Here is a 25,712-nt window from a genome sequence, read left to right as displayed (position 1 = left end):
TGGCTCCTTGGGTGTGGTGGGGATCAACGCTCTGCGGCGGTGAACTTCAGCGCGGTGCCGCTGGTGGCGGTGACGACCCAGTCGGTCGCATCGGCGGTGTTGACAGCGCCCGCGCCGGCGGTGATGCGTGGGGCGGCGTAGCGCGCCTTGGGCAGCAGCCAGGTCATGTCGGCCAGCGAGGTCGGGTGCGCGGCCGTGAAGGTGGCGATGCCGAGGCTGCTGGCGGCGCTCCAGGTGGTGGCCAGGCGGCGCTCGCCGAACTGGGCGAGCTGCGTCATCGTGTACCAGCGGAACTTGCCGGCGGCCTGCAGCGTGTCGGCGGCGGTCATCAGGGGCGTGAGGGCCGGGACGTGGCCGCGGGCGCCGGGCGGGTGGTTGTAGAACATGCGGTTGGTGCGCTTGTTCACGACGAAGGTCTGCAGGTCGAGCAGCCACTGGCCCGACACCGCGTCGGTCACGCCGAACTCGTCGAACTCCTCGAAGGTGCCGTACTTCTCGAACGGCGACAGCGGGAAGCTCCAGACCTTGTTGCTCAGCCGGCTGCCGGCCCGCCACGACCGCACCGCCGCCGCGCCGGTGTCGCCGACGAAGTACATGCCAGTGACGCCGCGGTTCTCCAGCCAGTTCACCGCCCAGGTCGGGTTGTTGCCCTGCGGCGCCGAGTATTCGGTGGTCTTCTTGCCGTACTGGCGCTCCACGGCCGCGAAGTTCAGCTCCAGCCAGGGCTGGTAGGTGGTCTGGTTGGTCTCGTTGGCGCCCAGGCCGAAGAGGTCGTGGTTCCAGCCCCCGTGCGAGGCCAGTTCATGGCCGACCGCCAGCGACTTCACGCGCTTGAACTGCGTCTGCGAGGCCGCACTGGTGTCCAGGTGCATCCCCAGGCCATCGCCGAGGGCAACGGTGTCCGGCCCGGCCGTGAAGTGGATCGAGAACGGGCCGCGCTTGAGCAGCACGTTGGCGTCCAGCAGCGCCTTCAGATCGGCGGTCAGGTCGTCGCCGTCGTCCACATGCCAGTTGTAGACCAGGCCGCCGATGCCCTTGGGCTGCACGGACATCGTCGGCATCTGGACGTGCTGGCGGGCGAAGAGGTTGAGGAAGCCGTGCAGCGGGGCGCTGTCGGTGCCGATGGCCTTGAAGTAGCCCAGGGGCAGGTTGACGAACAGCACGTTGCCGCTGCCCACCGGGCGGCTGCCGGCGACCAGGCCGTGGTCGGGCGAGGCGAGGTAGGGCGTGCCGGCGTAGCTGCCTTGTGTCACGAAGCTGAAGTAGTCGAGGTAGCCGTAGCCGTAGCTGCTGATGGCCCTGGGCTGGGCGACCGTGACCGCGGCGGCGGAGACGGTGCCCGTGGCGGCTGCGGCAGCGACGGTGGCCGTGTTGCCCGTGACCGATGTGGCGGTCGCGCCCGTGACCTTGGGCGCGAGCTTGAGGCTGGTCGTGGCGGGCAGGCTGGTCAGGCCGAGCAGGTCGCGCACGGCCTGCGGCGTGAGCGTCTGCGCGCTGCGCACGTTGCGGGAGCTTTCGTCGATCCGCTTGAGCGCGCGGGCCTCGATGAAGCTGCGCATCGCCTTGGTACCGACTGGATCGGCGGCGGTGGTCTGCACGAACTGGGTGCTGGCGCTGGTGGTGCGGGCGATGGTCAGCGGCGTGGACCAGGCCATCGACTTGCCGGGCGGCAGCCGCAGGGTGTCGAGCGCGGTGGCGTCGCCGACCACCGGGCCGAAACCGACCATGCGGTCGAGCAGCGTGTCGTAGAGCGTGTAGTCCACCCCGGCCAGCGCCGAGAAGCGCGACTTGCCCGGCGCGTAGACGCCGCTGGCGGTCAGCGCACCCGCGTCGTAGACCAGCATCAGCTTGCCGCCGAGGTTGGCGTACTGCGTCACGGCGGCGACCACCGCGTCGCTGGCCTGCTGGTGGGCGCTGTCGGGCAGGATCAGGCCGGCGATCTGCGCCGCCGCGCCAGTGCCGAGCGCGAGGAACTGCGTGTCCGTCATCGTCTGCAGCCGGATGCCTTCCTCGGCGGCCGAGTCGGTCCAGACCTTGACCGGCCACGCCGCAACGTTGGCACCATCGGGCACCAGCATCACCAGCGTGTCGCGGACCACCGCCGCCTGGGTACCGGGGGCGACCAGGCCCAGTGCAAGCAGCAGGGCGGCAGCGAGGCGGGTGGGTGTGTTGGGGTTGTTCGGGGGCATGTGTTCTCTCCTGAATTGGAATGGCGTGAAATGGCGTGGAATGGCGTGTTGAACGGGTCCGGCCGGCGTGCTCAGCCGGCGGGAGCGGGTATTGGCAACGGCGCCTGCGGCGGCCCCGGCTCGGCCAGCCAGAGCAGCCACAGCAGGTCGCTGACCTGGAAGGGCCAGGCGAACGGCGCGGCCGGCTTGAGCCACGCGGCACGCGCACGCGCCACCCAGTCCACGGCCGCCGCGGTGTCGCCGACGCAGTGCGCCGCCACGGCCGCCGCCGGCCACCAGAAGCCCGCCGGATCGACATTGCGCGCCTGCCAGGCGTTGTCGTTGGTGCGCCACTGGGCGGCGGCGCGGGGCCAGGCGCTGCGCGATGCCTGGAAACTGGCGGGCTGGCCGGACGTGCTCCACAGCAGCGGCCACGCCTGCGCCATCGTGTCGGGGTACCAGCGGCTGGTCTGCGCCGAGGCGGCGTCCTGGCTGACCCGCCACAGGCCAGCGCCTGCGTCCCAGAGCTGTTGCTCGATGCCGCTGCCGGTGCGCTGGGCGCGGTCGCGGCTGGTCTGGGCCGCCTGGGGTTGCGCCCAGACCTTGTCCTGCACGAAGGCCAGCGCCCTCCAGCCCGCAGCCACCTCCACGGCGTCCATCAGGTAGGCCACCGGGTGGTCGCGCTTGGCCCAGCTCAGGCCGTTGGTCTGCTGCAGCCGCACCTGGGTGGCCGCGGCCCGCTCCAGCGCCAGCCGCACCGCCGGCTCGCGCAGCAGCGTCGCGTCCCCACCGTTGTCCACGTAGGCTTTGGCCATGAGGAACAGCGAGGCGATCGTGCTGTCGGTGGCGTCGATCTGGTTGCAGTGGCGGGCGTCGATGTCGGGCGGGCACATCGACTCCTGCGTGCCGTCCGCCAGCACCCAGCGGTCGTGCAGCACCCCCTGGTCCGTGCCCCGTAACGGCAGGTGGCGCACTTGCCAGCGCAGCCAGTCGGCGGCCTCGGTGCGCAGGCTGGGATCGACCCGCAGCGCGCCGATCAGGCCGAGGTTGCCTTCGTAGGCGGCGATGTGGTGCCACGGCCGCTTCTGGCCGTCGATGTGTGCGGCGGCGAGGGCGCGGCGCACGGCCCCGTGGCTGTTCTGGCCCGGTGCGCGCACGACGAGTTGCCGCATCGTCAGCACGGCGGCGTCACGGAAGGCCGCGTCCACCAGCGTGCCGGGCGGACACAGGCTGTCCATCGGCGGCGTGGCGGCGTTGACCTGCGCACCGGCCGAGGCCCAGACGCAGCAGGCCAGGGCGGCCGCGGCCAGAGTGGGTTTGGAGGGCATGGTCATGAGGGAATCCGGAGTCCAGTCAAGCAAGTCAAGTCGATCAGGTCAAGGGATGGGCGCAGGTTGCAGGCGTGCGTTGGCCCAGCCCATGGCCCAGCCATAGAGCGCCACGAAACCGATGATGGCCACCATCACGCCGAACAGCAGGTGCAGCAGCGGCATGGCGAGCAAGCCCCAGCCGTGCAGCGCCAGGGCGTGCAGCGCGAACAGCAGCGGCGCGAGGAGGAACAGGTAGGCCCAGGTCAGCAGGGTCAGCGCGATCCGCTGCCCCCAGGTCACGGCGAAGAGGTAGTAGGTGCAGAGGTGGATCCACGGCGCCAGCAGCATCAGCGCCCAGCACTGCTGCAGGCCGTTGCCGATGTGCTCGTTGACCGAGTGCGGAAAGCTCGCCGGCCAGATCCAGAAGAACAGCACCGCCGCCCCGTGGATGATCGCGGCGAAGCGCAGCAGGTAGCAGCCCGGCCGCGCCACGTCCGGCAGCAACCCGGCCAGCCACCACACCGCCACCACCCCGATGCCGTTGAACACCAGCGTCGTCTGCAGCGGCGCGCTGACGAACAGCGTGATGACCGGGGTGGCGATCTGGAAGGGCAGGTTGCCGTGCTCGGTGATGGCCGAAAACCGCCCGGACAGCTCCATGCGCGTCAGCCACCACAGCAGCTCGGTGGACCACAGCGTGGCGATCGACTGCCGCAGCAGCACGAGCACGGCCGTCAGGACCACAGCCAGCAGGACGGAGCCGGCCAGCCGGTGCGGCGGCAGGTGCAGGCCCCAGATCGAGCGGTGCATCTGCACCCGCCCGCCGCGGGCACCGCGGGGCGTGAGTTCGCCCAGCACGGCGTGTTGCACCGAGTGCTGGAAGTCCGGGCGGGCGGGGGGGCGCAAGAAATGGAACATGGCTCACAGTTGCAGAAACAGGCCGCCGCCGACGGTGGTGCGGCGGTAGCTGGGGTTCAGGTAACGCTCGGCGTGCAGCGCCATGCCCCAGTCGGGGGCGAGCCAGTAGCGCCAATCCACGCTGTACGCCTGGCTGTCGAAATCGACCAGTTGCGCTGCCGTGCCCACGCTCTGGTACGCCTCGCTGCCGCGGCTGGCACGCAGGGTGAGGAACTGCAGTCCCTCGGTGCCCAGCGTCAGCGCCAGGTAGGGCATCTGCGAGCGGACCTTGCCTGGGTGGCTGGTGTTGAAGGTGGCGCCGCCTTCCAGCACGGCGAAGTGGTTCAGGTAGTAGTTCGCCGACACGCGCAGGCCGCGGTCGCTGCGGCTGGCGTCGAAGTTGGCGCGGTACAGGCCCAGCGTGGTCACGAGCTGGCGGTCGGCGCCCCACTTGCGCGAGACGGCGCCATCCACGCGGGTACGTGCCCAGTTCGGGCCACCCCAGCCACGGGTCAGGCTGGCGCTGACGAACCAGTCGGGGTCCAGGTTCTGCGTGGCCCCGACCGCGGCCACACCACCGCGGGCGTCGAACTTCTTCTCCGACAGCAACTCGGCGTTGAGTACCGTGTCCTGGCTCAGTGCCCAGTGGCCGCGCAGGTGGGTGGCCTGTCCGGCGGGCAGGCCGCTGCTGTAGCGGCTCTGGCGCTGGGTGAGTTCGAGCTGGCCGCGGCGTGCCGGTGCGGTGGCCTGGACCGGTGGTTCGGTGGCGGGCGCAGGCGTTTCCTCGGCCGAGGCAAGGCCCGCGAGCAGCAGCAGGGCGGACAGGACAGGCAGCGCAATGAGGGGGGGCAGGCGGTGCATCTCAGACCCCCAGATCGTGTTGCAGCACATCGGCGATCTGCTGCGCCGTGGTGCCGTCGCCGAACGGATTGACCGCGTCGCGCATGGCCTGCAGCGCGGCGGCGTCGTGGAAGAGGTGCGAGACGGTCCGGACGATGCGCGCCCGGTCGGTGCCGACGATCACGCCCGCGCCTGCGTCGATCAGCTCCGGCCGCTCGGTCGTGTTGCGCAGCACCAGCACCGGGCAGGACAGCGCCGCGCCCTCCTCCTGGATGCCGCCCGAGTCGGTCAGCGCGAGCACGCTGTGGTGCAGGCACCAGAGCAGCGCGGGATATTCCAGCGGCGCACACAGCGTCAGGCGACCTTCCAGCCGGCGCGCCTTCTCGCCCAGCGCCGCCTGCACCGCGTCGCTCACCGCCGGGTTGCCATGCACGGGCCAGACCACGGCCAGGTCCGGGTGCGCGTCCAGCAGGTCCGCCACGGCGCGGGCGATGTGGTCGATGCCTTCGCCCCAGTTCTCGCGGCGGTGGGCGGTGACGGTGACGAGGCGCCAGCGGCGGTGCGCCAGCCCTTCGCGCAGCAGGTCCAGCGCGGCCGGCAGCACGGCGTGGCCCGCGGCAAGCAGCGACTCGACCCGCGCCGTGCCAGCCAGCGCCGCATCGACCGCGGTGTTGCCGACGGTGTGGATGCCGGGCGGGCGCACGCCTTCGTTGCGCAGGTTGGTGGCGGCCTTGGCGGTCGGCGCGAAATGCCAGTGCGCCAGCCGGGCGGTCAGCTCGCGGTTCATCTCCTCGGGAAACGGCTCGCGGTGGTTGAAGGTGCGCAGGCCCGCCTCGACGTGGCCGATCGGCACGCCCTGGTAGAACGCCGCCTGCGCCGAGGCCAGCGTGCTGGTCGTGTCGCCGTGGACCAGGACGGCGCGGGGCTGCGTGCGCTCGAACACTTCGGACAGCCCTTCGAGCAGCAGCGCGTTCAGGTGCGAGAGCTGGCCGTTGCGGCGCTCCAGCGTGATCTCGTGCTCCGGTGCGATGCCGAAGAATTCGTAGAGCGGCTGCGCCATTTCCCGGTGCTGGCCGGTGTGGACCCAGGCCACGGGCAGGCCGCGGCGGCGCAGTTCGCTGTGGACGGGCGCCATCTTGATGATTTCAGGACGGGTGCCGACGGAGATGAGGATGGGTCGTTGCATGGGGGGTCGCAGACGTTGCGGGTTCAGGAGAGGGGCAGGTGCAGGCGCAGCCCGGTGCCGGGTCCGGCGACCACGCGCCACTGGCCGTCCACCTCGTCCACCACGGCCTCGCCGCTGACGACGGTGGGCTGGCCGTAGCGGCTGCGCGGCAGCAGCCAGGCCATGCCGTCGAGCGACTGCGGGTGGTGGGCTTCGAGCTGCTGGCTGGGCGTGCTGGCGCTCTGGCTGGAGTCGGTGAGCGTCCAGCGGGTGCGCAGGCGCGCGTTGGCGAAGGTGCTGTACTGGGCCATCGTCATCCAGCGCAGGCGGCCCTGGTTGGCGAGTTCCTTGCCGCTCTCCAGCCAGCGCTGGAACGCCTGCGGGTACATCACCAGCCCGATCGGGTGGAAATACACCAGCCGCAGCGTGCGGTGGTCGGCGCAGAAGCGGTTCACGTCGGTCAGCCAGGCGGCCACCTCGATTTCCGGCAACTGGTCGGCCTTCGCCTCCTCGAACGAGGCGTAGACGCCGAAATTCAGCACCGGGTACGACCAGATGTCCGGCAGCGGGCGCACGCCATCCTGGTAGCTGCGGGTCGGCGCCATGCCGGTGTTGCCGGTGAAGTAGTAGGAGCGGATGTCCCGCTTGCGCAGCCAGGCGGTGGTCCAGGCGGGGTGGTTGCCGACCGGGGCCGAGTATTCGCGCACCGGCCGCCCGCCCACCTCCAGCAGCAGCGCCGAGTTGCGTTCGATCAGCGACGCCACCACCTCCCGGTCGAGCTTGTCCGCCCGCGAGCCGAACCAGTTGTGGATCCAGCCGCCGTGGCTGCCGATCTCGTGGCCGGCCGCACCCAGGCGGCGCACCCAGTCCTGCGCCTGCGGGTTGTTGCTCAGGTCCATGCCCTTGCCGTCACCTTCCTCGTTGACATCGGGTCCGGCGGTGAAGTGGATGGAGTAGGGGCCTTGCTTGAACGCGCCCATCTCGGCGGCCCGCTCCAGCGCCGGGAGCGCCTTGCGGTCGTCGATGTGCCAGTTCATCACCACCGCGCCGCGCCCCTGCGGCATCGGCGAGAGCTGCGGCGCGCCCACCACGCGCTCGGCGAAGTACTGCAGGAAGCTGTGCAGCAGCAGCCCGTCGGTGCGGACCTTCAACTGCGTCAGCGGCAGGTTGACGAACAGCACCTGCCCGGCGCCGAAGCGGTGCAGCCCGGCAACGAGGCTGCCGTCGGGGGCGTTCATCAGCCGGGTGCCGTCGTAGGCGCCACGGGTGACGAAGGTGGGGTATTTCAGCGCGCCGTAGACATAGCCGGCGATCGACAGCGGCTCGTCCGGGCTGGAGGCGGGCTGGGCGCTGGTGTACGGTCTTCCTTCCTCGCCGCGCACCAGCTTGCCCGGCGGAATGCCCAGTGCCTGCACCTGCGTCGGCACGACCCAGGCCGGTGCGTCGCGCAGCATCCCGGTCTTCAGCGCGCCATACAGCCCGTACTGCACGCCAGCCAGGTCCGACAGCCGCGCGCGGTCCTCGCGGTAGCGGCCGTCGATGTCGGACAGGCCGGCGTCATGCACCAGCATCAGCGAGTCCCCGGCGCGCACCCGCTCGCGCAGGTGGCCGATCAGCACGTCGCTCATGCGGCGGTGCAGTGTGTCGGGCAGGATGAAGGCCGTGCCCTGTGCCTGCCGCCCGGCGCGCATCACCTGTGAAGCGGTCTGGGTGTCGAGGTTGACGCCCAGCTCTTCGGCCGCGTCCTGCCAGGCGCGCACCTGCACGGGATCGTTCAGCTCGGCGTCGGGCAGCAGCAGGACGATCCGTTGCACGTTGTCCGGCAGCTTGCCAGCGCGCACCTGCCACCAGGTGGCACCTGCCGCGCCAAGCAGCAGCAGTGCCATCAGCACGCGGCCCCAGTTCCACCCGGCGATCCGGGCCAGCCAGCCAGTGTTCCGTGTGGCGCTCATGCGGCAGCCCTCCCCGGCAGGGCGGGCAACTGCGGCAGATCGGGCAGGTGCTCGTCCAGCTCGACCTCGGTGTCGATCTGCAGCGCCCCGACCGCGTCGCCGCTGGCTCCCGCCCAGACCGTGCCGTGGACCACCACGCCCAGCGCCACCTCGATGCGCGGGGCGCTGACGGTGGCCGGGTGCTCGGGCGTGCCGATGGTGCAGCCGGGGCCGAGCACGACGGCGGTTTCCGACAGCACCGAGCCGCCGACGTGGCTGCCCGCGCCGATCAGCACATCGCCTTGCGCGACCACGCTGCCGTCCACCTGCACGCCGGGGCCGATGCCGAGGTCGCCGTGGCTCTTCAGGCTGCCGCGGGCGTGGCAGCGCGGACCCAGCGCCAGATCGCCTTGGCAGACCAGATCGCCGCCCCACTGGCGCAGCGCCGGGATGGTCAGGTCCGCGTTCGCCAGCCCGCGGCCGGAGACCGCGTTCCAGCGCACCGCGGCGCCGAGTCCGGACTCGTCCATCGGGTCCAGATCCCCGTCCTGCGGGCCGGTGGTGGTGCGCAGGTGCTGGCCGGACCAGACCGTACCATGCACCACGACGCCCTTGCCGATCTCGACCCGCGGCGCCCGCACCGTGGCGTGCGCCCCCGGCACGCCGACCACGCAACCCGCGCCCAGCACCACCAGCGTCTCCGACACGATCGACGACCCGATGGCGCAGCCGGCGGCCAGGTAGATCTCGCCCGGCGCCACCAGCCCGCCGTGGACGCGGGAACCCGCCCCCAGGCTGATCGAGCCGCCTGCGCGCACGCTGCCCTCGGCCTCGCAGCCCTCGCCCAGCGCGACATGGCTGTCGCCGACGAGATCCCCGCGCCAGCGCCGCAGCGGCGCCACCTGCAAGGACCGCGGCGCCCGCCCGGTGCCGCTGCCTGCGTCCCAGAGCACGCCCTCGGCCACCCCGATCGACCAGCGTCCGTCCGGCGGAATGCTCCAGTCCGGCGGCACCTGCCCGGCGAAGCGGATGACCGGCGCGTGCAGCAGCGAGAAACTCACCTCGCGTCCCAGCACCAGCACCTGCGTGGCGCTGATGCGGGCGGGGAGCTGGCAGTGGTCGCCGATCGACAGGCTGTGGGCGTGTGCCCAGCGGATGATGCGGGTGCGCGGGGCCAGGGAGAGCTGGGCGCCGCTGAGCAAGGCGCGGTAGGTGCGGCCGGCCGCGGTGCGCAGGGCGCCGCGGGCGGACATCTCGGCCAGACAGTGCAGCCGCTCGGGCAGCACGCAGTCGCCCTCGGTGTGCCAGATGCGCCGGGTGCGGCCCGTGCGGACTTCTTGCGCGTTGAGTGGCCAGGGGGCGTGGATGGCGTTGGCGGGCAGATGCACCAGCGGCACCCCGCCCAGCGCGATCAGCCCATGCTCCAGCGCCGGCATGAGCAAGCCCGAAAAGCGCCGCGCCAGGTACTCCGGCTCCAGCGCGTCGGTCTCGTCGATGGGCAGCGGCGTCACGTCGGTCGGCTTCCACCATTCGCGGAACGCCGGCCACAGCGGCAGCAGCACGACCAGCAGCGTCAGCACCAGCAGCAGCACGGCGGCCCTCATGCCGGTGCCCCTGGCTTGGCGGGCGCCGTGCGGTAGCGGATGGTCTTGTCCCACTGGAACTTGGGCGCGCCGATGCGGTCGAGCACCATCTGCTCCAGCGCGCCGCGGGTGATCGCCACCGCGCTGACGATGAAGCCCAGCCAGTTGAACGCCAGCAGCCGGATGCGGTGGTGCGAGCGGTCCATGTGGGTGGCCGCGGCGATCTCGAAGAAGGCGGCGAAGTTGCCCAGCGCCCCGTGCGTCATGAACGCCATCAGCATCAGCGCCGGGGCGATCCACTGCACCGACACCGTGAAGTACAGCAGCAGGCTCACCACCCAGCCGATGATCAGCACCGGCGCCATGATGTAGACGCCCAGCAGCAGCACGCCGTCGATCCGCTCCCGCCAGCGCAGGTCCGACTGCCGCAGCAGCGCCACCGTGTGGCGCCACATCGCCTGGTTGTGCCCCTTCGCCCACCGCTTGATCTGGCGCGTGCGCACGGACCAGTTCTGCGGCACCTCCTCGTAGCACTCGGCGCGGTTCTGGTAGATCGTCTTCCAGCTCCCGAGCAGCAGCCGGTAGGTGAGGTCGGTGTCTTCGGCCAGCACGTCGTCGTGCCAGCCGCCCACCGAATGCAGCGCCGAGAGCCGGATCCCGCCCACCGTGCCACCGTACTGCGGCACCAGTCCCAGGTTCATGCGCGCTTGCTGGTCCACCTGGTAGCCGCCGGAGCGTTCCAGATCGAGCAGCCGTGTCAGCAGGTTCGCCCCGCAGTTCTGCGGCACGACGCGGCCCATCACCGCGCCCACCTCCGGGTCGAAGAACGGCGCCATCAGCCGCCGGATCAGCCCGCGCGAGGGCAGGTAGTCCGCGTCGAAGACGATGATGAAGTCGGTGTCCACCGTCTCGGTGGCGTCCTTCAGCGCCGCGGCCTTGCCGGGCTTGCCATCGACGCGGTGGAAGGGGCGGATGCGGCCGGGGAAACGCGCGACCACGGCGTCGATGATCTCCCGGGTGCGGTCCTTGGAGCGGTCGTTCACCGGCACCACCAGCATCCGGTCTTCGGGATAGTCCACGCCCATCAGGTTGACCAGACAATCCTCGATCACCGCCTCCTCGTTGTGCGCGGCCACGAAGATGGTCACGCGCGGCCAGTCGGCGCTGACGACGCTGGCGTAGGGGTGGCGCTGGTCGCCGAACAGGCGGTTCAGCGAGAACCAGTAGTGGCGGAAGGTGTAGGCCGCCAGCAGCACGACGATGACCAGCATCACCACCAGCAGCGTCCAGGCCCAGGCGGGGCCGAGCGGGCTTTCCAGCGACACGCGCAGCCAGGGGGCGCTGTCCGCGGCCTGTGCCCGGTCGGCAATCAGCAGCCAGCCCAGACCGCGTGTGCCACATTGGAGCAGGGGGTGCGGATGGCGAGAATGGGTGGATGTCATGTGCAATTCGGGGGCGACTCGGGCGCGGTTCGGGGCGAAAAAGGGAGATGTATTGGTGTCTGCATGTAAGAATAAACCCAAATGTGTGACTTTTTGTGTGTTTTTGCGCAGTGCTTAAGGTGGAGAAGCGCACGGTCAGGCCCGTGTTCGTGCTCCAGGTTTCACCCATGCGGCCGATGTAGCGGTACCACTCAGATCGGATGAGGATGTCGTTGACCCCAAGCAGTAACAGACAAGATGGGCACGGCATGTCCAGCGACGCCCGCCGCAGCCGGTGGCTGGTGCGTGTACTGGTGACACTGGGCTGTGTGGCCACGCTGCTGGCCTGGAACACGGTCGCCAGCCGGCTGGCCGAGGAGGCGCAGGCCCGCTTCACGGCGTTCGGCGAGACGCGGGAGCTGCTGTTCGACCGCCAGGTGCAGCGGTTGTTCGACGTGGCGCTCAGCTTCCAGGGGCTGTTCCTCGCCAGTGAACATGTCTCGCCAGCGGAGTTCGAGACCCACTACGAGACCCTGCAGATCCGCCGCAACCTGCCGGAGGTGGTGTCGGTGCGGCTGGACGCATGGGACGCCACGCGGCGCCGGCTCTCGACCCGCTACCGCGCCCCGCTCGGCACCGACCTCCTCCCAGACCCGCCCATGGACGCCGACCGCATCCGCTCGACCGAAGCGGCCCGGGACGGCTACTTCAGCCTCCTGACGCCGCCCTACCGCTTGGCCGAAGGGTTTGTGGGTGTGGACATTGGCGTGCCGGTCTACCAGCAGCGGCAGCGCGACCAGGACGGCGTGCCGACCGCGGTCACGCAGCGCCGTGCGGGCTTTCTGGGTCTGGTGCAGGTGTCCATCGACCTGGGCCGGATCATGGTGGCGGTGCTGCCGGAAGGAGTCAATCTGCCGTACCGGGTGCGCCTGCGCGACATCGGCATGGCCGAGGGACACGATCCAGCGGAGATGGACATCTACGACAGCGGAGCGCCGCAGGAGCAGGCGACATGGCCCGGACTGTCGGCCTGGGCCGTGGCGGCACCGGAGCGGCGCTACGTGGTGCAGGCGGGCCAGCGGCTGTGGAGGCTGACGATCCAGCAGCCGCCGGTCGTCTACCACCTGCGCACGCAGGCGCTGCTGGTGCTGCTGTCGGGCTGGCTGGGGACACTGGTGCTGGCGATGGCGCTGCGGCAATTGCAGGGCAGGGTGGAGCGGGTGCAGGTGCTGGGCGAGCAGGCCAGCCTGGACGGTGCCCGCCTGCGTGGCGTGCTCGACCAGAGCACCGAGGGCATCGTCACCTTCGACGCCGACGGGGTGCTGCTGGCGGCCAATCCGGCGGCGCTGGCCATGTTCCAGTGCCGCGGTCCGGCGGGCTTGTCCGGCCAATCGCTGCTGGCGCTGGTCGATGCGCGGGACCGGGCCGCGCTGCGGACCCACCTGCACCGCCTGGCCGAGGGTGATGACACCTGGGTGGTGCCGCGGCTGGAGGTGCAGGCCCGCCGGCCCGACGGCAGTGGCTTCCCCTTGTCGCTGGTCTGTCAGCCATTGGGTGCGGCGGGTCCGCGCCGACAGTGCCTGGGATTGCTGCGGGATCTGGGGGTGGGTCAGCGCGTGGCGGCGGCGATGCGCATGCTGGCGCAGCACGACGCACTGACCGGATTGATGAACCGCGAAACCTTCCAGAAGCACCTGACCCAGGTGCTGGAAGAACGCAGCAGCGACCCCGAGCGGGGTGTTTCACCGGCGCCGGCGCTGGCGATGATGGTCATCGATCTGGACCGCTTCAAGAAGATCAACGACACGCTGGGCCACCTGGTCGGCGACCGGGTGCTGCTCGAAATCGCGGCCCGGCTGCGCGGTGCGCTGGACGAGGACACGACGCTGGCGCGCCTGGGCGGCGACGAGTTTGCGGTGCTGTTCGTCGAACCGCAGGCACTGGCACGCAGTGAAGTGGTGGCGGGTCGGATGATCCAGTTGCTGTCGGAGCCGCTGGAGGTGGACGGGCACCGGCTGCGCGTGAGTGCGAGCATCGGCATCACGGGTCTGGAGGCGGGAGACGGGGGGGACGGCCTGGACGGCCTGGGTCTGATGCGCCAAGCCGACTCGGCCATGTACGTCGCCAAGAGCGCCGGTCGCAGCCAGTGGCACCGCCACCGCCGCGAAGACCAGCGGCACTCTCCCGCCCAGCTCCAGCGTGAAGTGGATCTCTACCGGGCGCTGGAGCGCCAGGAGCTTGAGCTGTATTTCCAGCCGCAGTTCGATTGCTGCAGCCGCGTGCTGGTCGGCGCCGAGGCGCTGCTGCGCTGGCGGCACCCGAGCCAGGGTCTGGTGTCACCGGCCGACTTCATCCCGCTGGCCGAAGAGTCGGGGCTGATCGTGCCGATCGGCCGCTGGGTGCTCGACGAAGCGTGCCGCCATGCCCGCACCTGGCACGAGGCGGCGGGCCGGCCGCTGTCGGTGGCGGTGAATCTGGCGAGCCGGCAGATGGTGGACGACGACATCGTCAGCGCCGTGCGCGAGTCCCTGGCCCGGCATGGGCTGTCCCCGCAGTCGCTGGAGCTGGAGATCACCGAGAGCGCGGCCGTCACCGACACCGAACAGGCCCGCGGACTGCTGAACCGGCTGGCCGCCCTGGGGGTGGGCGTGTCGATCGACGATTTCGGGGTGGGTTATTCGAGCCTGTCCTACCTGCGGGACTTGCCGGTGCAGCGGTTCAAGATCGACCGCTCCTTCCTGGCCAACGTGCCGCAGGACGCGGGCAGCTCGCGCCTGGTGAGCGCCATGATTTCCATGGCCAGGAGCCTGGCTGTCGGGCTGGTGGCCGAAGGGGTGGAGACGCAGGCCCAGCTTGATTTCCTGGCCGAGCAGCACTGCGATGTGGCCCAGGGCTATTGGCTTGGCAGACCGCTGCCGGCGGATGAATTCATGCGCCGGTTGTGCCATGAGTGGCTGATTCCGTGAGCTTGTGGGGGTGACTGCGCATCAAGGCAGCGCGGTGTGAAATGAAAAAATACACCGTGCAACAGCCCTGAAACCCCGCGAAACAGGGGGTTACGGCTGTGATTTCTTCGTCGATTGCCGCCAATCCGGCGGCCGCATTCCCCCCGTTCAAGGGGTGTGACCAGTGGCGACAAACCGCGTGTTCCCGTTACGGTTCGATCCAGTGGCAAGCACGGATTTTCAACCATAAATAGCTCAAGTGCTGAGCCATGCAGCCTTGGGTAAACACGGGAAACTGGTATGAACAAGCAAATGATCGCGGCAATAATCGCCGCTTCCCTTTCACTGGCCGCGCAGGCACAGCAATCCCTGCATGCGGCCACGGTGACGCTCGACGGAGACTGGTACTTGCAAGCGGGTACGGTGCTGAACCAGTCTGGTTCCGGCATTCTGGTCACAGGACTTACCTATTCGATGGGTACACCGCAAGATGGCGGCGGGGTATGGGAGGACTTCCTCTCCGATGGCCGGCACGAGGTGCGCTTGCCGGGCAGCAGCACCCACTACTCGAACCAGGTCTGGTCCGGCTTGCAACTGCAAAGCCAGGGCGTGTGGGACTTCGGCGGGCTGGACCTCGACCGCATCGTCCACACCGCGACGGGCGAGGTGGACAGCCAGAACGTGGACTTCAGCGGTGTGTCGCTGCGCAATGCTTATGTCGAGGTGTGCTTCAGCGATGGTTTCCGGGGGCAGGCCCGGCTGGCGGCGCTGGCCTGGGACAAGACCCAGGTGCTGTACATCGGGGATGCCGTGACGCCAGAGGCAGCGTCGGTACCAGTGCCAGTGCCAGTGCCCGTTCCAGAGCCTGCGCAGGGCTGGCTGCTGGCGGCCGGGCTGGGGTGGATGGGACTGCGTCGGCGCAAGGCCGGTTGAGTCCGGGACCGGCCTTGCGCCGGTCGGGGATCAGCCCACGCTGGAGGTGTCGCCCGCGTTGGGCTGCGGCGCTTGACCCGCGTCGGTCGGTGCGGACGGATCGGCCGAGGCGCTGCTGTCATCCCGCCCCGGATGGGCCTTGCGGTTGCGCTTTTCTTCCGTCTTGCGTTTCTTGGCGAGTTCGCGCTGACGTTTTTCGTAGGAATAGTTGGGTGTTGCCATGGCGTGCTCCTGGGCGTGGCGTGGACGGGGCATCCCTGCGGGTCGGCCGACGCTGCTTCGGCGTCGCGATCCGCGCTAGATGCCGAAAAGTGGCTCGCAGCATAAGGCATCGCCGGCTTGTGGCCGCGCGCAGGCCCGCTGTGGCTGCCTGCGGTGTCCGCTATCCGCCCGAAGGCAAGGAGAATTCGCCGCAGTGCGAGCGGCGGGGCGTGCGAGCACCGACAATGGAGGGTTGTCCTTCCCCAGCATCGAGAGTCCCGCTTTGGCCGCCACCCTGACCGCCCCCGCCATGCCCCGCGCCCCCAAGGCCCTCAACGGCTACCGCCCGTTCTGGGCCAAGCGTTTCGGGGTGGCCAAGTTCCTGCCGATGAGCCGCGCCGAGATGGAGCAGCTCGGCTGGGACTCCTGCGACATCGTGCTGGTCACGGGCGATGCCTACGTGGACCACCCGAGCTTCGGCATGGCGGTGATCGGGCGGATGCTGGAGGCGCAGGGTTTTCGCGTCGGCATCATCGCCCAGCCCGACTGGCAGAGCGCCGACCCGTTCAAGGTGCTTGGCAAGCCGAACCTGTTCTTCGGCGTCACGGCCGGGAACATGGATTCGATGATCAACCGCTACACCGCCGACCGCAAGATCCGCAGCGACGACGCCTACACGCCCGGTGGTCTTGGCGGCAAGCGGCCTGACCGCAGCTCGCTGGTCTACGCGCAACGCTGCAAGGAAGCGTGGAGCGATGTGCCGATCGTGCTCGGCGGCATCGAGGCCAGCCTGCGCCGCATCGCGCACTACGACTACTGGCAGGACAAGGTGCGCCGCTCGATCCTGGTCGATGCCAAGGTGGACCTGCTGCTGTACGGCAACGCCGAGCGCGCCATCGTCGAGATCGCCCACCGCCTGGCCGCCCGCGAGCCGATCGAGCAGATCACCGACGTGCGCGGCACCGCCTTCATGCGCCGCACCAACGACCCGACCGCCGAGGGCTGGTTCGAACTCGACTCCACCGACGTGGATCGCCCCGGCCGCATCGACAGCTTCATCAACCCGTACCAGACCACCTCCGAGCAAGCTGCCGACCAGGGCACGACCTGTGCCAAGGAAGACGGGCAGGGCGGCGAATCCGGTGTGGCGGCCCAAGGCGACGTGCAGCCGATCCGCTTCATCCCGAGCGCCCGCACCACCGGTCGCCTCCAGATGCCCGCCCGCGACCGCACCGTGATCCGCCTGCCGTCCTACGAGCAGGTGAAGAGCGATGCCGTCCTGTATGCCCACGCCAACCGCGTCCTCCACCTGGAGACCAACCCCGGCAACGCCCGCGCCCTGGTGCAGCGCCACGGCGAGCGCGACGCCTGGATCAACCCGCCGCCCATCCCGTTGACCACGGCCGAGATGGACCTCGTGTTCGACCTGCCCTATGCCCGCAGCCCGCACCCGGTCTACGCCGACGAGCACGGCGGCCACGACGGCGCGACCAAGATCCCCGCGTGGGAAATGATCCGCTTCAGCGTCAACATCATGCGCGGCTGCTTCGGTGGCTGCACCTTCTGCTCGATCACCGAGCACGAGGGCCGCATCATCCAGAGCCGCTCCGAGGACTCGGTGATCCGCGAGATCGAGGACATCCGCGACCGCGTGAAGGGCTTCACCGGCGTCATCTCCGACCTCGGCGGCCCGACCGCGAACATGTACCGCATCGGCTGCAAGTCGCCCGAGATCGAGGCGGCGTGCCGCAAGCCGAGCTGCGTCTACCCGGACATCTGCTCCAACCTCAACACCGACCACGACCCGCTGATCCAGATGTACCGCCGGGCGCGGGCGCTGCGCGGCGTGAAGAAGATCCTGATCGGCTCGGGGCTGCGCTACGACCTGGCGATCCGCTCCCCGGAGTACATCAAGGAGCTGGTCACGCACCACGTCGGCGGCTACCTGAAGATCGCCCCGGAGCACACCGAGGGCGGCCCGCTGTCCAAGATGATGAAGCCGGGCATCGGCACCTACGACCGCTTCAAGCAGCTCTTCGAGAAGTTCAGCGAAGAGGCCGGCAAGAAGCAGTTCCTGATCCCGTACTTCATCGCCGCCCACCCCGGCACCCGCGACGAGGACATGATGAACCTCGCCGTCTGGCTGAAGAAGAACGGCTTCCGGGCCGACCAGGTGCAGACCTTCTACCCCAGTCCGATGGCGACCGCGACGGCGATGTACCACTCCGGCCTGAACCCGCTCAAGGGCATCAGCCGCGACGCCACCCGCGGCGAGAAGGTGGACATCGTGCGCGGCGACCGGCGGCGTCGCCTGCACAAGGCGTTCCTGCGCTACCACGATGCGAACAACTGGCCGCTGCTGCGCGATGCCTTGGCGGAGATGGGCCGCGCCGACCTGATCGGCAACGGCAAGCACCACCTCATCCCGACCTACCAGCCCACCACCGACGGCAGCTACCAGAGTGCGCGGCGCAAGAACTCGACGCCGGTCGGCGTGAAGACCTCCGTCGCCAAGCCGGCCGCCAGGGCGGTGGTCAAGGGCGCGGTCAAGGTGGCGCGTGACGACCGGATCATCGTGCCCGGCCGCATCCAGACGCAGCACACCGGCTTGCCGCCACGGGTGACGGGCAGCGCCAAGGTCGGCCCCAAGAAAGGACGCTGAACCTTGAACGCCTTGCTGCGCGCCTTCGAGCGCCTGGTTGACCCTTTCCCCTCGGCCGACATGGCGCTGCCGCCGCGCGGCTTCCTGGCTTTCATGTGGCGCTGCACCGAGGGCGTGCGGCCGGGCATCCTGGCGATGGCGCTGCTGACGGCGTCCATCGGGGCGTTCGAGGCCTACCTGTTCGGCGTGCTGGGCGATCTGGTGGACTGGCTTGGCCACACGCCGCCCGCCCAGTTGTGGACCGAGCAGCGCAGCCGGCTGTTCGGACTGGCGGCGCTGGTGATGGGCAGCACCGCGCTGGTGGCGCTGCAGACCTTGTTCAAGCACCAGACGCTGGCCGGCAACTTCCCCATGCGGCTGCGCTGGAACTTCCACCGCCTCATGCTCGGCCAGAGCCTGTCGTTCTACCAGGACGAGTTCGCCGGCCGGGTGGCGGCCAAGGTGATGCAGTCGGCGCTGGCGGTGCGCGACACGGCGATGATCACCTGCGACATCCTGGTCTTCGTCGTCATCTACTTCGTGACGATGACGGCGCTGGCCGGGCGGCTGGACGTGTGGCTGCTGGGGCCGTTCGCGGCGTGGCTGGCGCTGTATGTGCTGTCGGTGCGGTTCTTCGTGCCGCGGCTGGCGCGCATCGGCCAGCAGCAGGCCGATGCGCGTTCGCTCATGACCGGGCGCATCTCGGACGCCTACACCAACATCACCACCGTCAAGCTGTTCTCGCACGGCCGCCGCGAAGCCGGCTACGCCCAGAGCGCGATGGGCGAGTTCCTCGGCACGGTGCATGGCCAGATGCGGCTCGTCAGCGGCTTCGAGATCGTCAACCACCTGCTGAGCATGGGCCTGATCGCGGCGACGGCGGGGGTGGCGCTGTGGCTGTGGATGCGCGGCGAGGTGGGCGTGGGGGCACTGGCGGCATCCACGGCGATGGCGCTGCGGCTCAACGGCATGTCGCATTGGGTGATGTGGGAGATGACCTCGCTGTTCGAGCACATCGGCACCGTGCAGGACGGCATCGGCACGCTGTCCAGGCCGCGCACCGTGCTCGACCGGCCGCAGGCGCCGGCGCTGGAGGTGCCGCGGGGCGAGGTGGTGTTCGAGGACGTGAGCTTCTCGTATGGCGCCACCGATGGCCGCCCGCCGGTGATCCGCGGCCTGTCGCTGCACATCCGCCCCGGCGAGAAGATCGGCGTGGTCGGCCGTTCGGGGGCGGGCAAGTCCACCATCGTCAACCTCCTGCTGCGCTTCTATGACGTGCAGTCCGGCCGCATCGTCATCGACGGGCAGGACATCGCCGGCGTGGCCCAGGACAGCCTGCGCGAGCACATCGGCATGGTGACGCAGGACACCTCGCTGCTGCACCGCTCGGTGCGCGACAACATTCTCTACGGCCGCCCTGATGCGGGTGACGCCGCCATGCAGGACGCTGCCCGCCGCGCCGAGGCGACCGATTTCATCCAGTCCCTGAGCGACCCGGCCGGCCGCCAGGGCTACGACGCCCACGTCGGCGAGCGTGGCGTCAAGCTCTCCGGCGGCCAGCGCCAGCGCATCGCCATTGCCCGCGTGATGCTCAAGGACGCGCCGATCCTGCTGCTCGACGAGGCCACCAGCGCGCTCGACTCCGAGGTCGAAGCCGCCATCCAGGCCAGTCTGTACGCACTGATGGAAGGCAAGACGGTGGTGGCCATCGCGCACCGGCTGTCCACCATCGCCGCGATGGACCGCCTCATCGTGCTCGACCAGGGCCGCATCGTCGAAGAAGGCGACCACCGCAGTCTGCTGGCGCGCGGCGGGTTGTACGCGCGGCTGTGGGCGCGGCAGAGCGGGGGGTTTCTGGGTGAGGATGAAACTGAATGTATCGGTGAAAATTCACCAGTTTGACCATTCCATCGAACATTGCCGCTACAGTTCTCTGGAACACGGTGCCCGGCTCCTTTGCGGCACTGTCCAGTGGGTACACTTGCCAAATCACCTGATGTCGAATGCTGTCCCATGGCCATAGCGTCTCCGGGGAATTCCCCCGCCGTGTTTGATCTGAAAAGCGCCACGCTCACGCTCGTGGCGCTTGTGGTGAAGTCTCCACACCTGCCAGAACTGGCAGAACAACTCCGGGTCCGCCTGGGACCATCCACCGAGTTCTTTAACCAGGATCCGGTGCTCATCGATTTGGCGCAGGTGCAGGAATCTGCCGGCGAAATCGATTTTCGGGGGTTGATCGAATTGCTGCGCAGCTACAGCATGGTGCCCGTGGCCGTGCGCGGAGGGTCTGCGGCGCAGATGGCGGCAGCGCAGGCGGCCGGCCTGTGCGAGGTGCCGCCGCAGGACGGTCCGGCAGTGCGTGCGGCGGCACCGGCACCGGCGCCCGTGCGGGCCGCCTCGGTCGTGGTGGTGGATCGGCCGCTGCGCTCCGGCCAGCAGGTCTACGCCAAGGGGGCCGATCTGGTCATCCTGGCCCTGGTCAACCACGGCGCCGAGGTGATCGCCGATGGCAGTATCCATGTCTATGCGCCACTGCGGGGCAAGGCCATTGCCGGTGCCACCGGGGATGTGAATGCCCGGATATTCACCACCTGCATGGAACCGGAACTGATCTCGATTGCGGGTATTTACCAGACGACCGATCCGCCATTGCCGACGGACGTGCGGGGAAAATCAGCACAGGTGCGGCTCGATGGCGATACCTTGATCATCGAGCCCATTAAGGCATGAGGCATGGGATTGGTGTTTTACCTGACTCAGCCCATAACAAACAAGTCAACAGAAAGGACCTCGACGGATGGCCAAGATCATTGTGGTGACCTCCGGGAAGGGGGGCGTTGGAAAAACCACCACCAGCGCCAGTTTTGCCTCGGGACTGGCGCTTCGTGGACACAAGACGGTGGTCATCGATTTCGATGTCGGCCTGCGCAATCTCGACCTCATCATGGGCTGCGAGCGGCGCGTGGTCTATGACCTCATCAACGTCATCAACAGCGAAGTCCATCTGCAGCAGGCGCTGATCAAGGACAAGCACTGCGAGAACCTGTTCGTGCTGGCGGCGTCCCAGACCCGCGACAAGGAAGCCTTGAACAAGGAAGGGGTCGGCCGGGTCTTCCAGGAGCTGGCCGAGATGGAGTTCGAGTTCATCGTCTGCGATTCGCCTGCCGGCATCGAGACGGGCGCGATGATGGCCATGCACTTCGCCGACGAAGCCCTGGTGGTGACGAACCCCGAAGTCTCCTCCGTGCGCGACTCGGACCGCATTCTCGGGATGCTCGCGTCCAAGACCTTGCGTGCCATTGAAGGTCGCGAGCCGGTCAAGGAGCACCTGCTGATCACCCGCTACAACCCGACCCGCGTGCAGGGTGGCGAGATGCTCTCGATCGAGGACATCCACGAGATCCTGCGCATCAAGCTGATCGGCGTGGTGCCGGAGTCGGAGGTGGTGCTCCAGGCATCGAACCAGGGCGTGCCGGTGATCCACATGGACGGTGCCGATGCGGCCGACGCCTACCGGGACGTGGTGGCGCGTTTCCTCGGGGAAGAAAAGCCCATGCGTTTCATCGATCTGGTGAAGCCCGGCTTCTTCAAGCGGTTGTTTGGCGCGAGGTGACCCCATGGGGTTTCTATCATTCATGCTCGGTGAAAAGCAGAAATCCGCGACGGTTGCCAAGGAACGCTTGCAGATCATCCTGGCCCACGAGCGCACCTCGCGCAGTGCCAGCCCGGACTATCTGCCCGCCCTGCAGCGCGAGCTGCTGGCCGTGGTGACGAAATACGTGTCGATCAACCCGAACGACATCAAGGTGCATCTGGAGCGCCACGACAACCTTGAAGTGCTCGAAGTCAAGATCGAGTTGCCGGACGGGCCGCGCTGACCATGCCTGCTGTCGAAGACTTCTCCACCATTGCCATCGACGGCACCCCCCATGACCTGGCTCGCTACCGCGGGCAGGTGGTGCTGGTCGTCAACACGGCCAGCGCCTGCGGGTTCACGCCGCAGTTTGCGGGACTGGAGGCGCTGTGGCAGCGTGAACGTGCCCGTGGTCTGGTGGTGCTGGGATTCCCGTGCAACCAGTTTGGCGGACAAGACCCCGGCTCGGATGCGGAAATCGGCGCCTTCTGCCAGCGCAACTACGGCGTCAGCTTCCCGATGATGTCGCGCACCGAGGTCAACGGAGACGGGGCCGATCCGCTGTTCCGCTGGTTGACGAGCGAAGCGCCCGGTCTGCTCGGCACGCGGGCGATCAAGTGGAATTTCACCAAGTTCCTGATCGGACGGAATGGCCATGTGCTCGGCCGCTATGCCCCGCAGACGTCTCCGGCCAAGCTCCAGGCCGACATCGACGCTGCACTCGGCGCCCAGTAGTTACGACCGTGCGTCGAACTGGTCGGCGTTGCGCCCGCGGATGCTGGCGTAGAACTGCTTGATCGTCACCATGTCGCGCTCGATGTCGCCGGTGGGGTGGAACACCGGGCCGAGTCCGCCGACCTTGCGGTGGTAGTCGAGGTAGGCCAGCACGATCGGCACCCGGGCCTGCAGCGCGATGTGGTAGAAGCCCGTCTTCCAGTAGCGCACCTTGCTGCGCGTACCCTCCGGCGGCACGATCAGTTGCACCGGCCCTTCCGCGTTCGCCAGCGCCTGCGCCGACGCGGCGACGAGGTTGTTCGAGGTCTCCCGCCGCACCGCGATGCCCCCCAGCCAGCGCATCAACCCGCCGAACGGCGCCCGGAAGATCTGCCACTTGCCCATCCAGTGGATGTGCAGGTTCAGCACGAACGCCACCATCAGCGTGTAGGGCAGATCCCAGTTGCTGGTGTGCGGCGCGGCGATGATCACGCACTTGTGCGCCTCGGGCGGCAGGTGGCCCTCGACCCGCCAGCCGGACAGGCGCAGCACGGTGATGGAGAGGCTGCGGAAGGCGCTGTTGATGCCGGGTGTGTCGAAGATGGTGCGTTGCATGGGGGCGCATTCTCGCCTGCCCGGATAATCCGCCCCATGCAAGAACCCACGAACGCTCTCGACTCCTTCTCGCGCCTGCCCTTGTCGCCGGCCATGCTCGCCAACCTGGAGCAACTCGGCTACACCCGCATGACCCCGATCCAGGCCGCCAGCCTGCCCCTGGCGCTCGCCGGCCACGACCTGATCGCGCAGGCCAAGACCGGCAGCGGCAAGACGGCGGCCTTCGCGCTGGCGCTGCTCGCCCGGCTGGATGTCGCGCGCCAGGACGTGCAGGCGATGGTCCTGTGCCCGACCCGCGAACTCGCCGACCAGGTGACGCAGGAGATCCGCCGCCTCGCCCGCGCGCAGGACAACATCAAGATCCTGACCCTGTGCGGCGGCTCGACCATGCGCCCGCAGATGGACAGCCTCGCCTACGGTGCCCACATCGTCGTCGGCACGCCCGGCCGCATTGGCGACCACTTGGAGCGCGGCAGCCTGGTGCTGGGGGTGCTCAACACGCTGGTGCTGGACGAGGCTGACCGGATGCTCGACATGGGTTTCCACGACGACATCGCATCGATTGCCCGCCAGTGTCCGCGCCAGCGCCAGACGCTGCTGTTCTCGGCGACGTACCCGGAAGGCATCGCCAACCTGAGCCGCGAGTTCATGCGGGCGCCGCAGGAGGTCAAGCTGAAGGAGGTCCACGCGCCCAGCAAGATCCTCCAGCACTGGTACGAGGTGGCCGAGTCGCAGCGCCTGCACGCCGTGACGCTGCTGCTGAAGAAGTACCGCCCCGAAAGCGCGATCGCCTTCTGCAACACCAAGCAGCGCTGCCGCGATCTGGTGGACGTGCTGGTGGCGTCCGGCTTCGAGGCGCTGGCGCTGCACGGCGATCTGGAGCAGCGCGACCGCGACCAGGTGCTGATCCAGTTCGCCAACCGCAGTGCTTCGGTGCTGGTGGCAACCGACGTGGCCGCGCGCGGCCTGGACATCGCGCAGCTCGGCGCGGTCATCAACGTGGACATCACGCCGGACACCGAGGTCCACATCCACCGCGTCGGGCGGACTGGCCGTGCGGACGAGGAAGGTCTGGCCTTCAGTCTGGCGAGCCTGGACGAGATGGGGCGCGTCGGCCGCATCGAGGTGCTGCAGGGGCGCGAGACGGTGTGGTCGCCGCTGGCGGAGCTGTTCAACGCCGAGGTCGAGGACGCGCCGCCGCTGGTGCCGCCGATGCAGACCATCCAGATCCTGGGCGGGCGCAAGGACAAGATCCGCCCCGGCGACGTGCTGGGCGCGCTCACCGGCGAGGCCGGCTACGTGTCGGCGCAGATCGGCAAGATCAACGTCACCGATTTCCACACCTACGTCGCCGTGGACACCAAGGTGGCGCGTCAGGCCGCGGAGCGGCTGAGCAAGGGCAACCTCAAGGGCCGCAAGGCGAAGGCGCGGATGCTCAAGGACGTGCTGGCCGAGTTTGCTGCACGCAGTTGACGGATTGACCCGGACGAAGCGACAAGCCCCGGGGTTCAGCCCGGGGTCGAGCGTTCAAGCCGTTCCGGCTTGTCAACCGACATGTATGGAAATACAGTTGTCAGATGGAAGCCGTGAAGACCCTCAAGCTGCGGATCAAGGACAAGCACGCGGGCGTGCTGTCCTTGATGGCGCGCGAGGTCAATCAGGTGTGGAACTACTGTAACGAGACCAGTTCACGGGCGATTCGCGAGCGAGGCAAGTGGCTGAGTGGGTTCGACCTGCAGAAGCTCACGGCCGGGTACTCGAAGTGCGAGGGCGTGCAGATCGGTAGCGCCACGGTGCAACTGGTGTGCGAGGAGTACGCCGCCCGGCGCAAGCAGTTCAAGAAGTCGAGGCTGAACTGGCGGGTGTCGAACGCGAAGTCGGCGAAGCATTCGCTGGGCTGGGTGCCGTTCAAGGCGGGCGGCGCGAAGTACAAGGCCGGGCAGATCGCTTTTCTCGGGCACAGGTTCAGTCTGTGGGACAGCTACGGGCTGAGCCGGTTCGATCTGCGCGCCGGCTCGTTCTCGCAGGACGCGCGCGGCCGGTGGTACCTGAACGTGTGCGTCAAGGTGGACGTGCCGAAGTCGGCCGGCACTGGATCGGTGGGGATCGACCTTGGCCTGAAGACGGCGGCGACGTGCTCGGACGGCGAAGAGCTGGCGTCCGGCCTGTACCGCAAGCATGAGGGCGCGCTGGGGATCGCCCAGCGAGCCGGGAAGAAGAACCGGGTGCGTGCGATCCACGCGAAGATCGCCAACACGCGCAAGGACGCGATGCACAAGTTCAGCACCGGGCTGGTCGAGCGCAACGCGGCGATCTTCGTCGGGAACGTGCAGGCGAAAGCGATGGTGAAGACCAAGATGGCGAAGTCCACGCTGGACGCCGGGTGGTCGATGATGAAGACGATGCTGGAATACAAGAGCCATCAGGCCGGCATCGTGTTCGAGGAGGTGAATGAAGCCTACACAACCCAGACCTGTTCGCGCTGCGGGGGCATACCCGCCAGCAGTCCGAAAGGCAGGACAGGTCTGCGAATGAGGCGATGGACATGCTGCGATTGCGGCGCGGAACACCACCGCGACGTGAACGCCGCCAGGAACATCGCCGCGCGCGGACATGCGCGTCTCGCAGGAGGAATCCCCGTCCTTTAGGGCGGGGAGGATGTCAAGATCCTCTCAAACGCTGGAAACTTTCGCCGATCGACCTGAAGGCACGCC

General features: G+C 68.8%; 20 protein-coding genes. 10 read left to right on the top strand and 10 right to left on the bottom strand.

Annotated features, from left to right (window positions below):
- Positions 1-23 precede the first annotated feature (23 nt).
- From QZW52_RS03260 to QZW52_RS03225, 8 genes are all read right to left on the bottom strand, one after another.
- Complete coding sequence (locus QZW52_RS03260) at positions 24-2,189, bottom strand: polysaccharide deacetylase family protein (RefSeq protein ID WP_293995231.1); 2,166 nt, start codon at positions 2,187-2,189, stop codon at positions 24-26.
- Between the two features lie 71 nt (positions 2,190-2,260).
- Positions 2,261-3,502: a hypothetical protein gene (locus QZW52_RS03255; RefSeq protein WP_293995228.1), complete on the bottom strand. Its 1,242-nt coding sequence runs from the start codon at positions 3,500-3,502 to the stop codon at positions 2,261-2,263.
- Between the two features lie 42 nt (positions 3,503-3,544).
- Positions 3,545-4,396 (bottom strand): hypothetical protein, encoded by an 852-nt coding sequence (locus QZW52_RS03250; RefSeq protein ID WP_293995225.1) that lies wholly within the window; start codon positions 4,394-4,396, stop codon positions 3,545-3,547.
- A gap of 3 nt (positions 4,397-4,399) precedes the next feature.
- Positions 4,400-5,236 (bottom strand): YaiO family outer membrane beta-barrel protein, encoded by an 837-nt coding sequence (locus QZW52_RS03245; RefSeq protein WP_293995221.1) that lies wholly within the window; start codon positions 5,234-5,236, stop codon positions 4,400-4,402.
- Between the two features lies 1 nt (position 5,237).
- Positions 5,238-6,401 (bottom strand): non-hydrolyzing UDP-N-acetylglucosamine 2-epimerase, encoded by a 1,164-nt coding sequence (gene wecB / locus QZW52_RS03240; protein WP_293995218.1) that lies wholly within the window; start codon positions 6,399-6,401, stop codon positions 5,238-5,240.
- A gap of 23 nt (positions 6,402-6,424) precedes the next feature.
- Positions 6,425-8,332 carry a polysaccharide deacetylase family protein gene (locus QZW52_RS03235; protein ID WP_293995214.1) on the bottom strand — a complete coding sequence of 636 codons (1,908 nt, stop codon included), beginning with the start codon at positions 8,330-8,332 and terminating at the stop codon, positions 6,425-6,427.
- On the bottom strand, positions 8,329-9,915 hold the full coding sequence (locus QZW52_RS03230) for a hypothetical protein (protein ID WP_293995211.1): 1,587 nt from the start codon (positions 9,913-9,915) through the stop codon (positions 8,329-8,331). Before QZW52_RS03230 ends, QZW52_RS03235 begins: the two co-directional genes overlap by 4 nt.
- Positions 9,912-11,336, bottom strand: coding sequence for a glycosyltransferase family 2 protein (locus QZW52_RS03225; protein ID WP_293995209.1), 1,425 nt, complete (start codon positions 11,334-11,336; stop codon positions 9,912-9,914). Before QZW52_RS03225 ends, QZW52_RS03230 begins: the two co-directional genes overlap by 4 nt.
- 248 nt (positions 11,337-11,584) lie before the next feature.
- Between QZW52_RS03225 and QZW52_RS03220 the strand changes: the two genes are divergently transcribed.
- Both QZW52_RS03220 and QZW52_RS03215 read left to right on the top strand, forming a co-directional pair.
- Positions 11,585-14,281 (top strand): bifunctional diguanylate cyclase/phosphodiesterase, encoded by a 2,697-nt coding sequence (locus QZW52_RS03220; RefSeq protein ID WP_293995206.1) that lies wholly within the window; start codon positions 11,585-11,587, stop codon positions 14,279-14,281.
- Positions 14,282-14,560: 279 nt separating this feature from the next.
- On the top strand, positions 14,561-15,193 hold the full coding sequence (locus QZW52_RS03215) for a PEP-CTERM sorting domain-containing protein (RefSeq protein WP_293995203.1): 633 nt from the start codon (positions 14,561-14,563) through the stop codon (positions 15,191-15,193).
- A gap of 30 nt (positions 15,194-15,223) precedes the next feature.
- Here the strand turns inward: QZW52_RS03215 and QZW52_RS03210 are convergent, their stop codons facing one another.
- Complete coding sequence (locus QZW52_RS03210) at positions 15,224-15,415, bottom strand: hypothetical protein (RefSeq protein ID WP_293995201.1); 192 nt, start codon at positions 15,413-15,415, stop codon at positions 15,224-15,226.
- Between the two features lie 289 nt (positions 15,416-15,704).
- Here QZW52_RS03210 and QZW52_RS03205 point away from each other — a divergent pair, with 289 nt between their 5' ends.
- From QZW52_RS03205 to QZW52_RS03180, 6 genes are all read left to right on the top strand, one after another.
- Positions 15,705-18,056, top strand: coding sequence for a YgiQ family radical SAM protein (locus QZW52_RS03205; RefSeq protein WP_293995304.1), 2,352 nt, complete (start codon positions 15,705-15,707; stop codon positions 18,054-18,056).
- 12 nt (positions 18,057-18,068) lie between these two features.
- Positions 18,069-19,937: an ABC transporter ATP-binding protein gene (locus QZW52_RS03200; RefSeq protein ID WP_293995301.1), complete on the top strand. Its 1,869-nt coding sequence runs from the start codon at positions 18,069-18,071 to the stop codon at positions 19,935-19,937.
- 111 nt (positions 19,938-20,048) lie between these two features.
- The gene (minC, locus tag QZW52_RS03195; protein ID WP_293995199.1) at positions 20,049-20,765 is read left to right on the top strand and encodes a septum site-determining protein MinC; all 717 of its coding nucleotides are present in this window, start codon (positions 20,049-20,051) and stop codon (positions 20,763-20,765) included.
- A gap of 67 nt (positions 20,766-20,832) precedes the next feature.
- Positions 20,833-21,648: a septum site-determining protein MinD gene (minD, locus tag QZW52_RS03190; RefSeq protein ID WP_293995196.1), complete on the top strand. Its 816-nt coding sequence runs from the start codon at positions 20,833-20,835 to the stop codon at positions 21,646-21,648.
- Positions 21,649-21,652: 4 nt separating this feature from the next.
- Complete coding sequence (gene minE, locus QZW52_RS03185) at positions 21,653-21,913, top strand: cell division topological specificity factor MinE (protein ID WP_293995193.1); 261 nt, start codon at positions 21,653-21,655, stop codon at positions 21,911-21,913.
- 2 nt (positions 21,914-21,915) lie between these two features.
- Complete coding sequence (locus tag QZW52_RS03180; RefSeq protein WP_293995191.1) at positions 21,916-22,404, top strand: glutathione peroxidase; 489 nt, start codon at positions 21,916-21,918, stop codon at positions 22,402-22,404.
- Here QZW52_RS03180 and QZW52_RS03175 read toward each other — a convergent pair whose 3' ends face one another.
- On the bottom strand, positions 22,405-22,998 hold the full coding sequence (locus QZW52_RS03175) for a 1-acyl-sn-glycerol-3-phosphate acyltransferase (protein WP_293995189.1): 594 nt from the start codon (positions 22,996-22,998) through the stop codon (positions 22,405-22,407).
- 36 nt (positions 22,999-23,034) lie between these two features.
- Between QZW52_RS03175 and dbpA the strand changes: the two genes are divergently transcribed.
- Entirely contained in the window at positions 23,035-24,471 is a 1,437-nt protein-coding gene (gene dbpA / locus QZW52_RS03170) for an ATP-dependent RNA helicase DbpA (protein ID WP_293995187.1), read from the top strand.
- A 104-nt stretch (positions 24,472-24,575) separates the two neighbouring features.
- Positions 24,576-25,646, top strand: a complete 1,071-nt coding sequence (locus tag QZW52_RS03165) for an RNA-guided endonuclease InsQ/TnpB family protein (RefSeq protein ID WP_293995185.1) — start codon at positions 24,576-24,578, stop codon at positions 25,644-25,646.
- Positions 25,647-25,712: the final 66 nt, after the last annotated feature.

The sequence above is a fragment of the Sphaerotilus sp. genome (assembly GCF_013299175.1).
In the GTDB taxonomy this organism is placed as follows: Bacteria; Pseudomonadota; Gammaproteobacteria; order Burkholderiales; family Burkholderiaceae_C; genus Sphaerotilus.
This window is presented reverse-complemented; position numbering and strand designations above follow the sequence as displayed.

What these genes read in the sequence shown, in the direction of transcription:
- QZW52_RS03250 (WP_293995225.1), bottom strand. Translation starts at nt 4,396, where the DNA reads ATGTTCCATTTCTTGCGCCCCCCCGCCCGCCCGGACTTCCAGCACTCG.
- minE (WP_293995193.1), top strand. Translation starts at nt 21,653, where the DNA reads ATGGGGTTTCTATCATTCATGCTCGGTGAAAAGCAGAAATCCGCGACG.
- QZW52_RS03210 (WP_293995201.1), bottom strand. Translation starts at nt 15,415, where the DNA reads ATGGCAACACCCAACTATTCCTACGAAAAACGTCAGCGCGAACTCGCC.
- QZW52_RS03215 (WP_293995203.1), top strand. Translation starts at nt 14,561, where the DNA reads ATGAACAAGCAAATGATCGCGGCAATAATCGCCGCTTCCCTTTCACTG.
- QZW52_RS03180 (WP_293995191.1), top strand. Translation starts at nt 21,916, where the DNA reads ATGCCTGCTGTCGAAGACTTCTCCACCATTGCCATCGACGGCACCCCC.
- QZW52_RS03255 (WP_293995228.1), bottom strand. Translation starts at nt 3,502, where the DNA reads ATGACCATGCCCTCCAAACCCACTCTGGCCGCGGCCGCCCTGGCCTGC.
- QZW52_RS03260 (WP_293995231.1), bottom strand. Translation starts at nt 2,189, where the DNA reads ATGCCCCCGAACAACCCCAACACACCCACCCGCCTCGCTGCCGCCCTG.
- minD (WP_293995196.1), top strand. Translation starts at nt 20,833, where the DNA reads ATGGCCAAGATCATTGTGGTGACCTCCGGGAAGGGGGGCGTTGGAAAA.
- QZW52_RS03165 (WP_293995185.1), top strand. Translation starts at nt 24,576, where the DNA reads ATGGAAGCCGTGAAGACCCTCAAGCTGCGGATCAAGGACAAGCACGCG.
- QZW52_RS03175 (WP_293995189.1), bottom strand. Translation starts at nt 22,998, where the DNA reads ATGCAACGCACCATCTTCGACACACCCGGCATCAACAGCGCCTTCCGC.
- QZW52_RS03205 (WP_293995304.1), top strand. Translation starts at nt 15,705, where the DNA reads ATGCCCCGCGCCCCCAAGGCCCTCAACGGCTACCGCCCGTTCTGGGCC.
- QZW52_RS03235 (WP_293995214.1), bottom strand. Translation starts at nt 8,332, where the DNA reads ATGAGCGCCACACGGAACACTGGCTGGCTGGCCCGGATCGCCGGGTGG.
- QZW52_RS03220 (WP_293995206.1), top strand. Translation starts at nt 11,585, where the DNA reads ATGTCCAGCGACGCCCGCCGCAGCCGGTGGCTGGTGCGTGTACTGGTG.
- QZW52_RS03225 (WP_293995209.1), bottom strand. Translation starts at nt 11,336, where the DNA reads ATGACATCCACCCATTCTCGCCATCCGCACCCCCTGCTCCAATGTGGC.
- minC (WP_293995199.1), top strand. Translation starts at nt 20,049, where the DNA reads ATGGCCATAGCGTCTCCGGGGAATTCCCCCGCCGTGTTTGATCTGAAA.
- dbpA (WP_293995187.1), top strand. Translation starts at nt 23,035, where the DNA reads ATGCAAGAACCCACGAACGCTCTCGACTCCTTCTCGCGCCTGCCCTTG.
- QZW52_RS03245 (WP_293995221.1), bottom strand. Translation starts at nt 5,236, where the DNA reads ATGCACCGCCTGCCCCCCCTCATTGCGCTGCCTGTCCTGTCCGCCCTG.
- QZW52_RS03230 (WP_293995211.1), bottom strand. Translation starts at nt 9,915, where the DNA reads ATGAGGGCCGCCGTGCTGCTGCTGGTGCTGACGCTGCTGGTCGTGCTG.
- wecB (WP_293995218.1), bottom strand. Translation starts at nt 6,401, where the DNA reads ATGCAACGACCCATCCTCATCTCCGTCGGCACCCGTCCTGAAATCATC.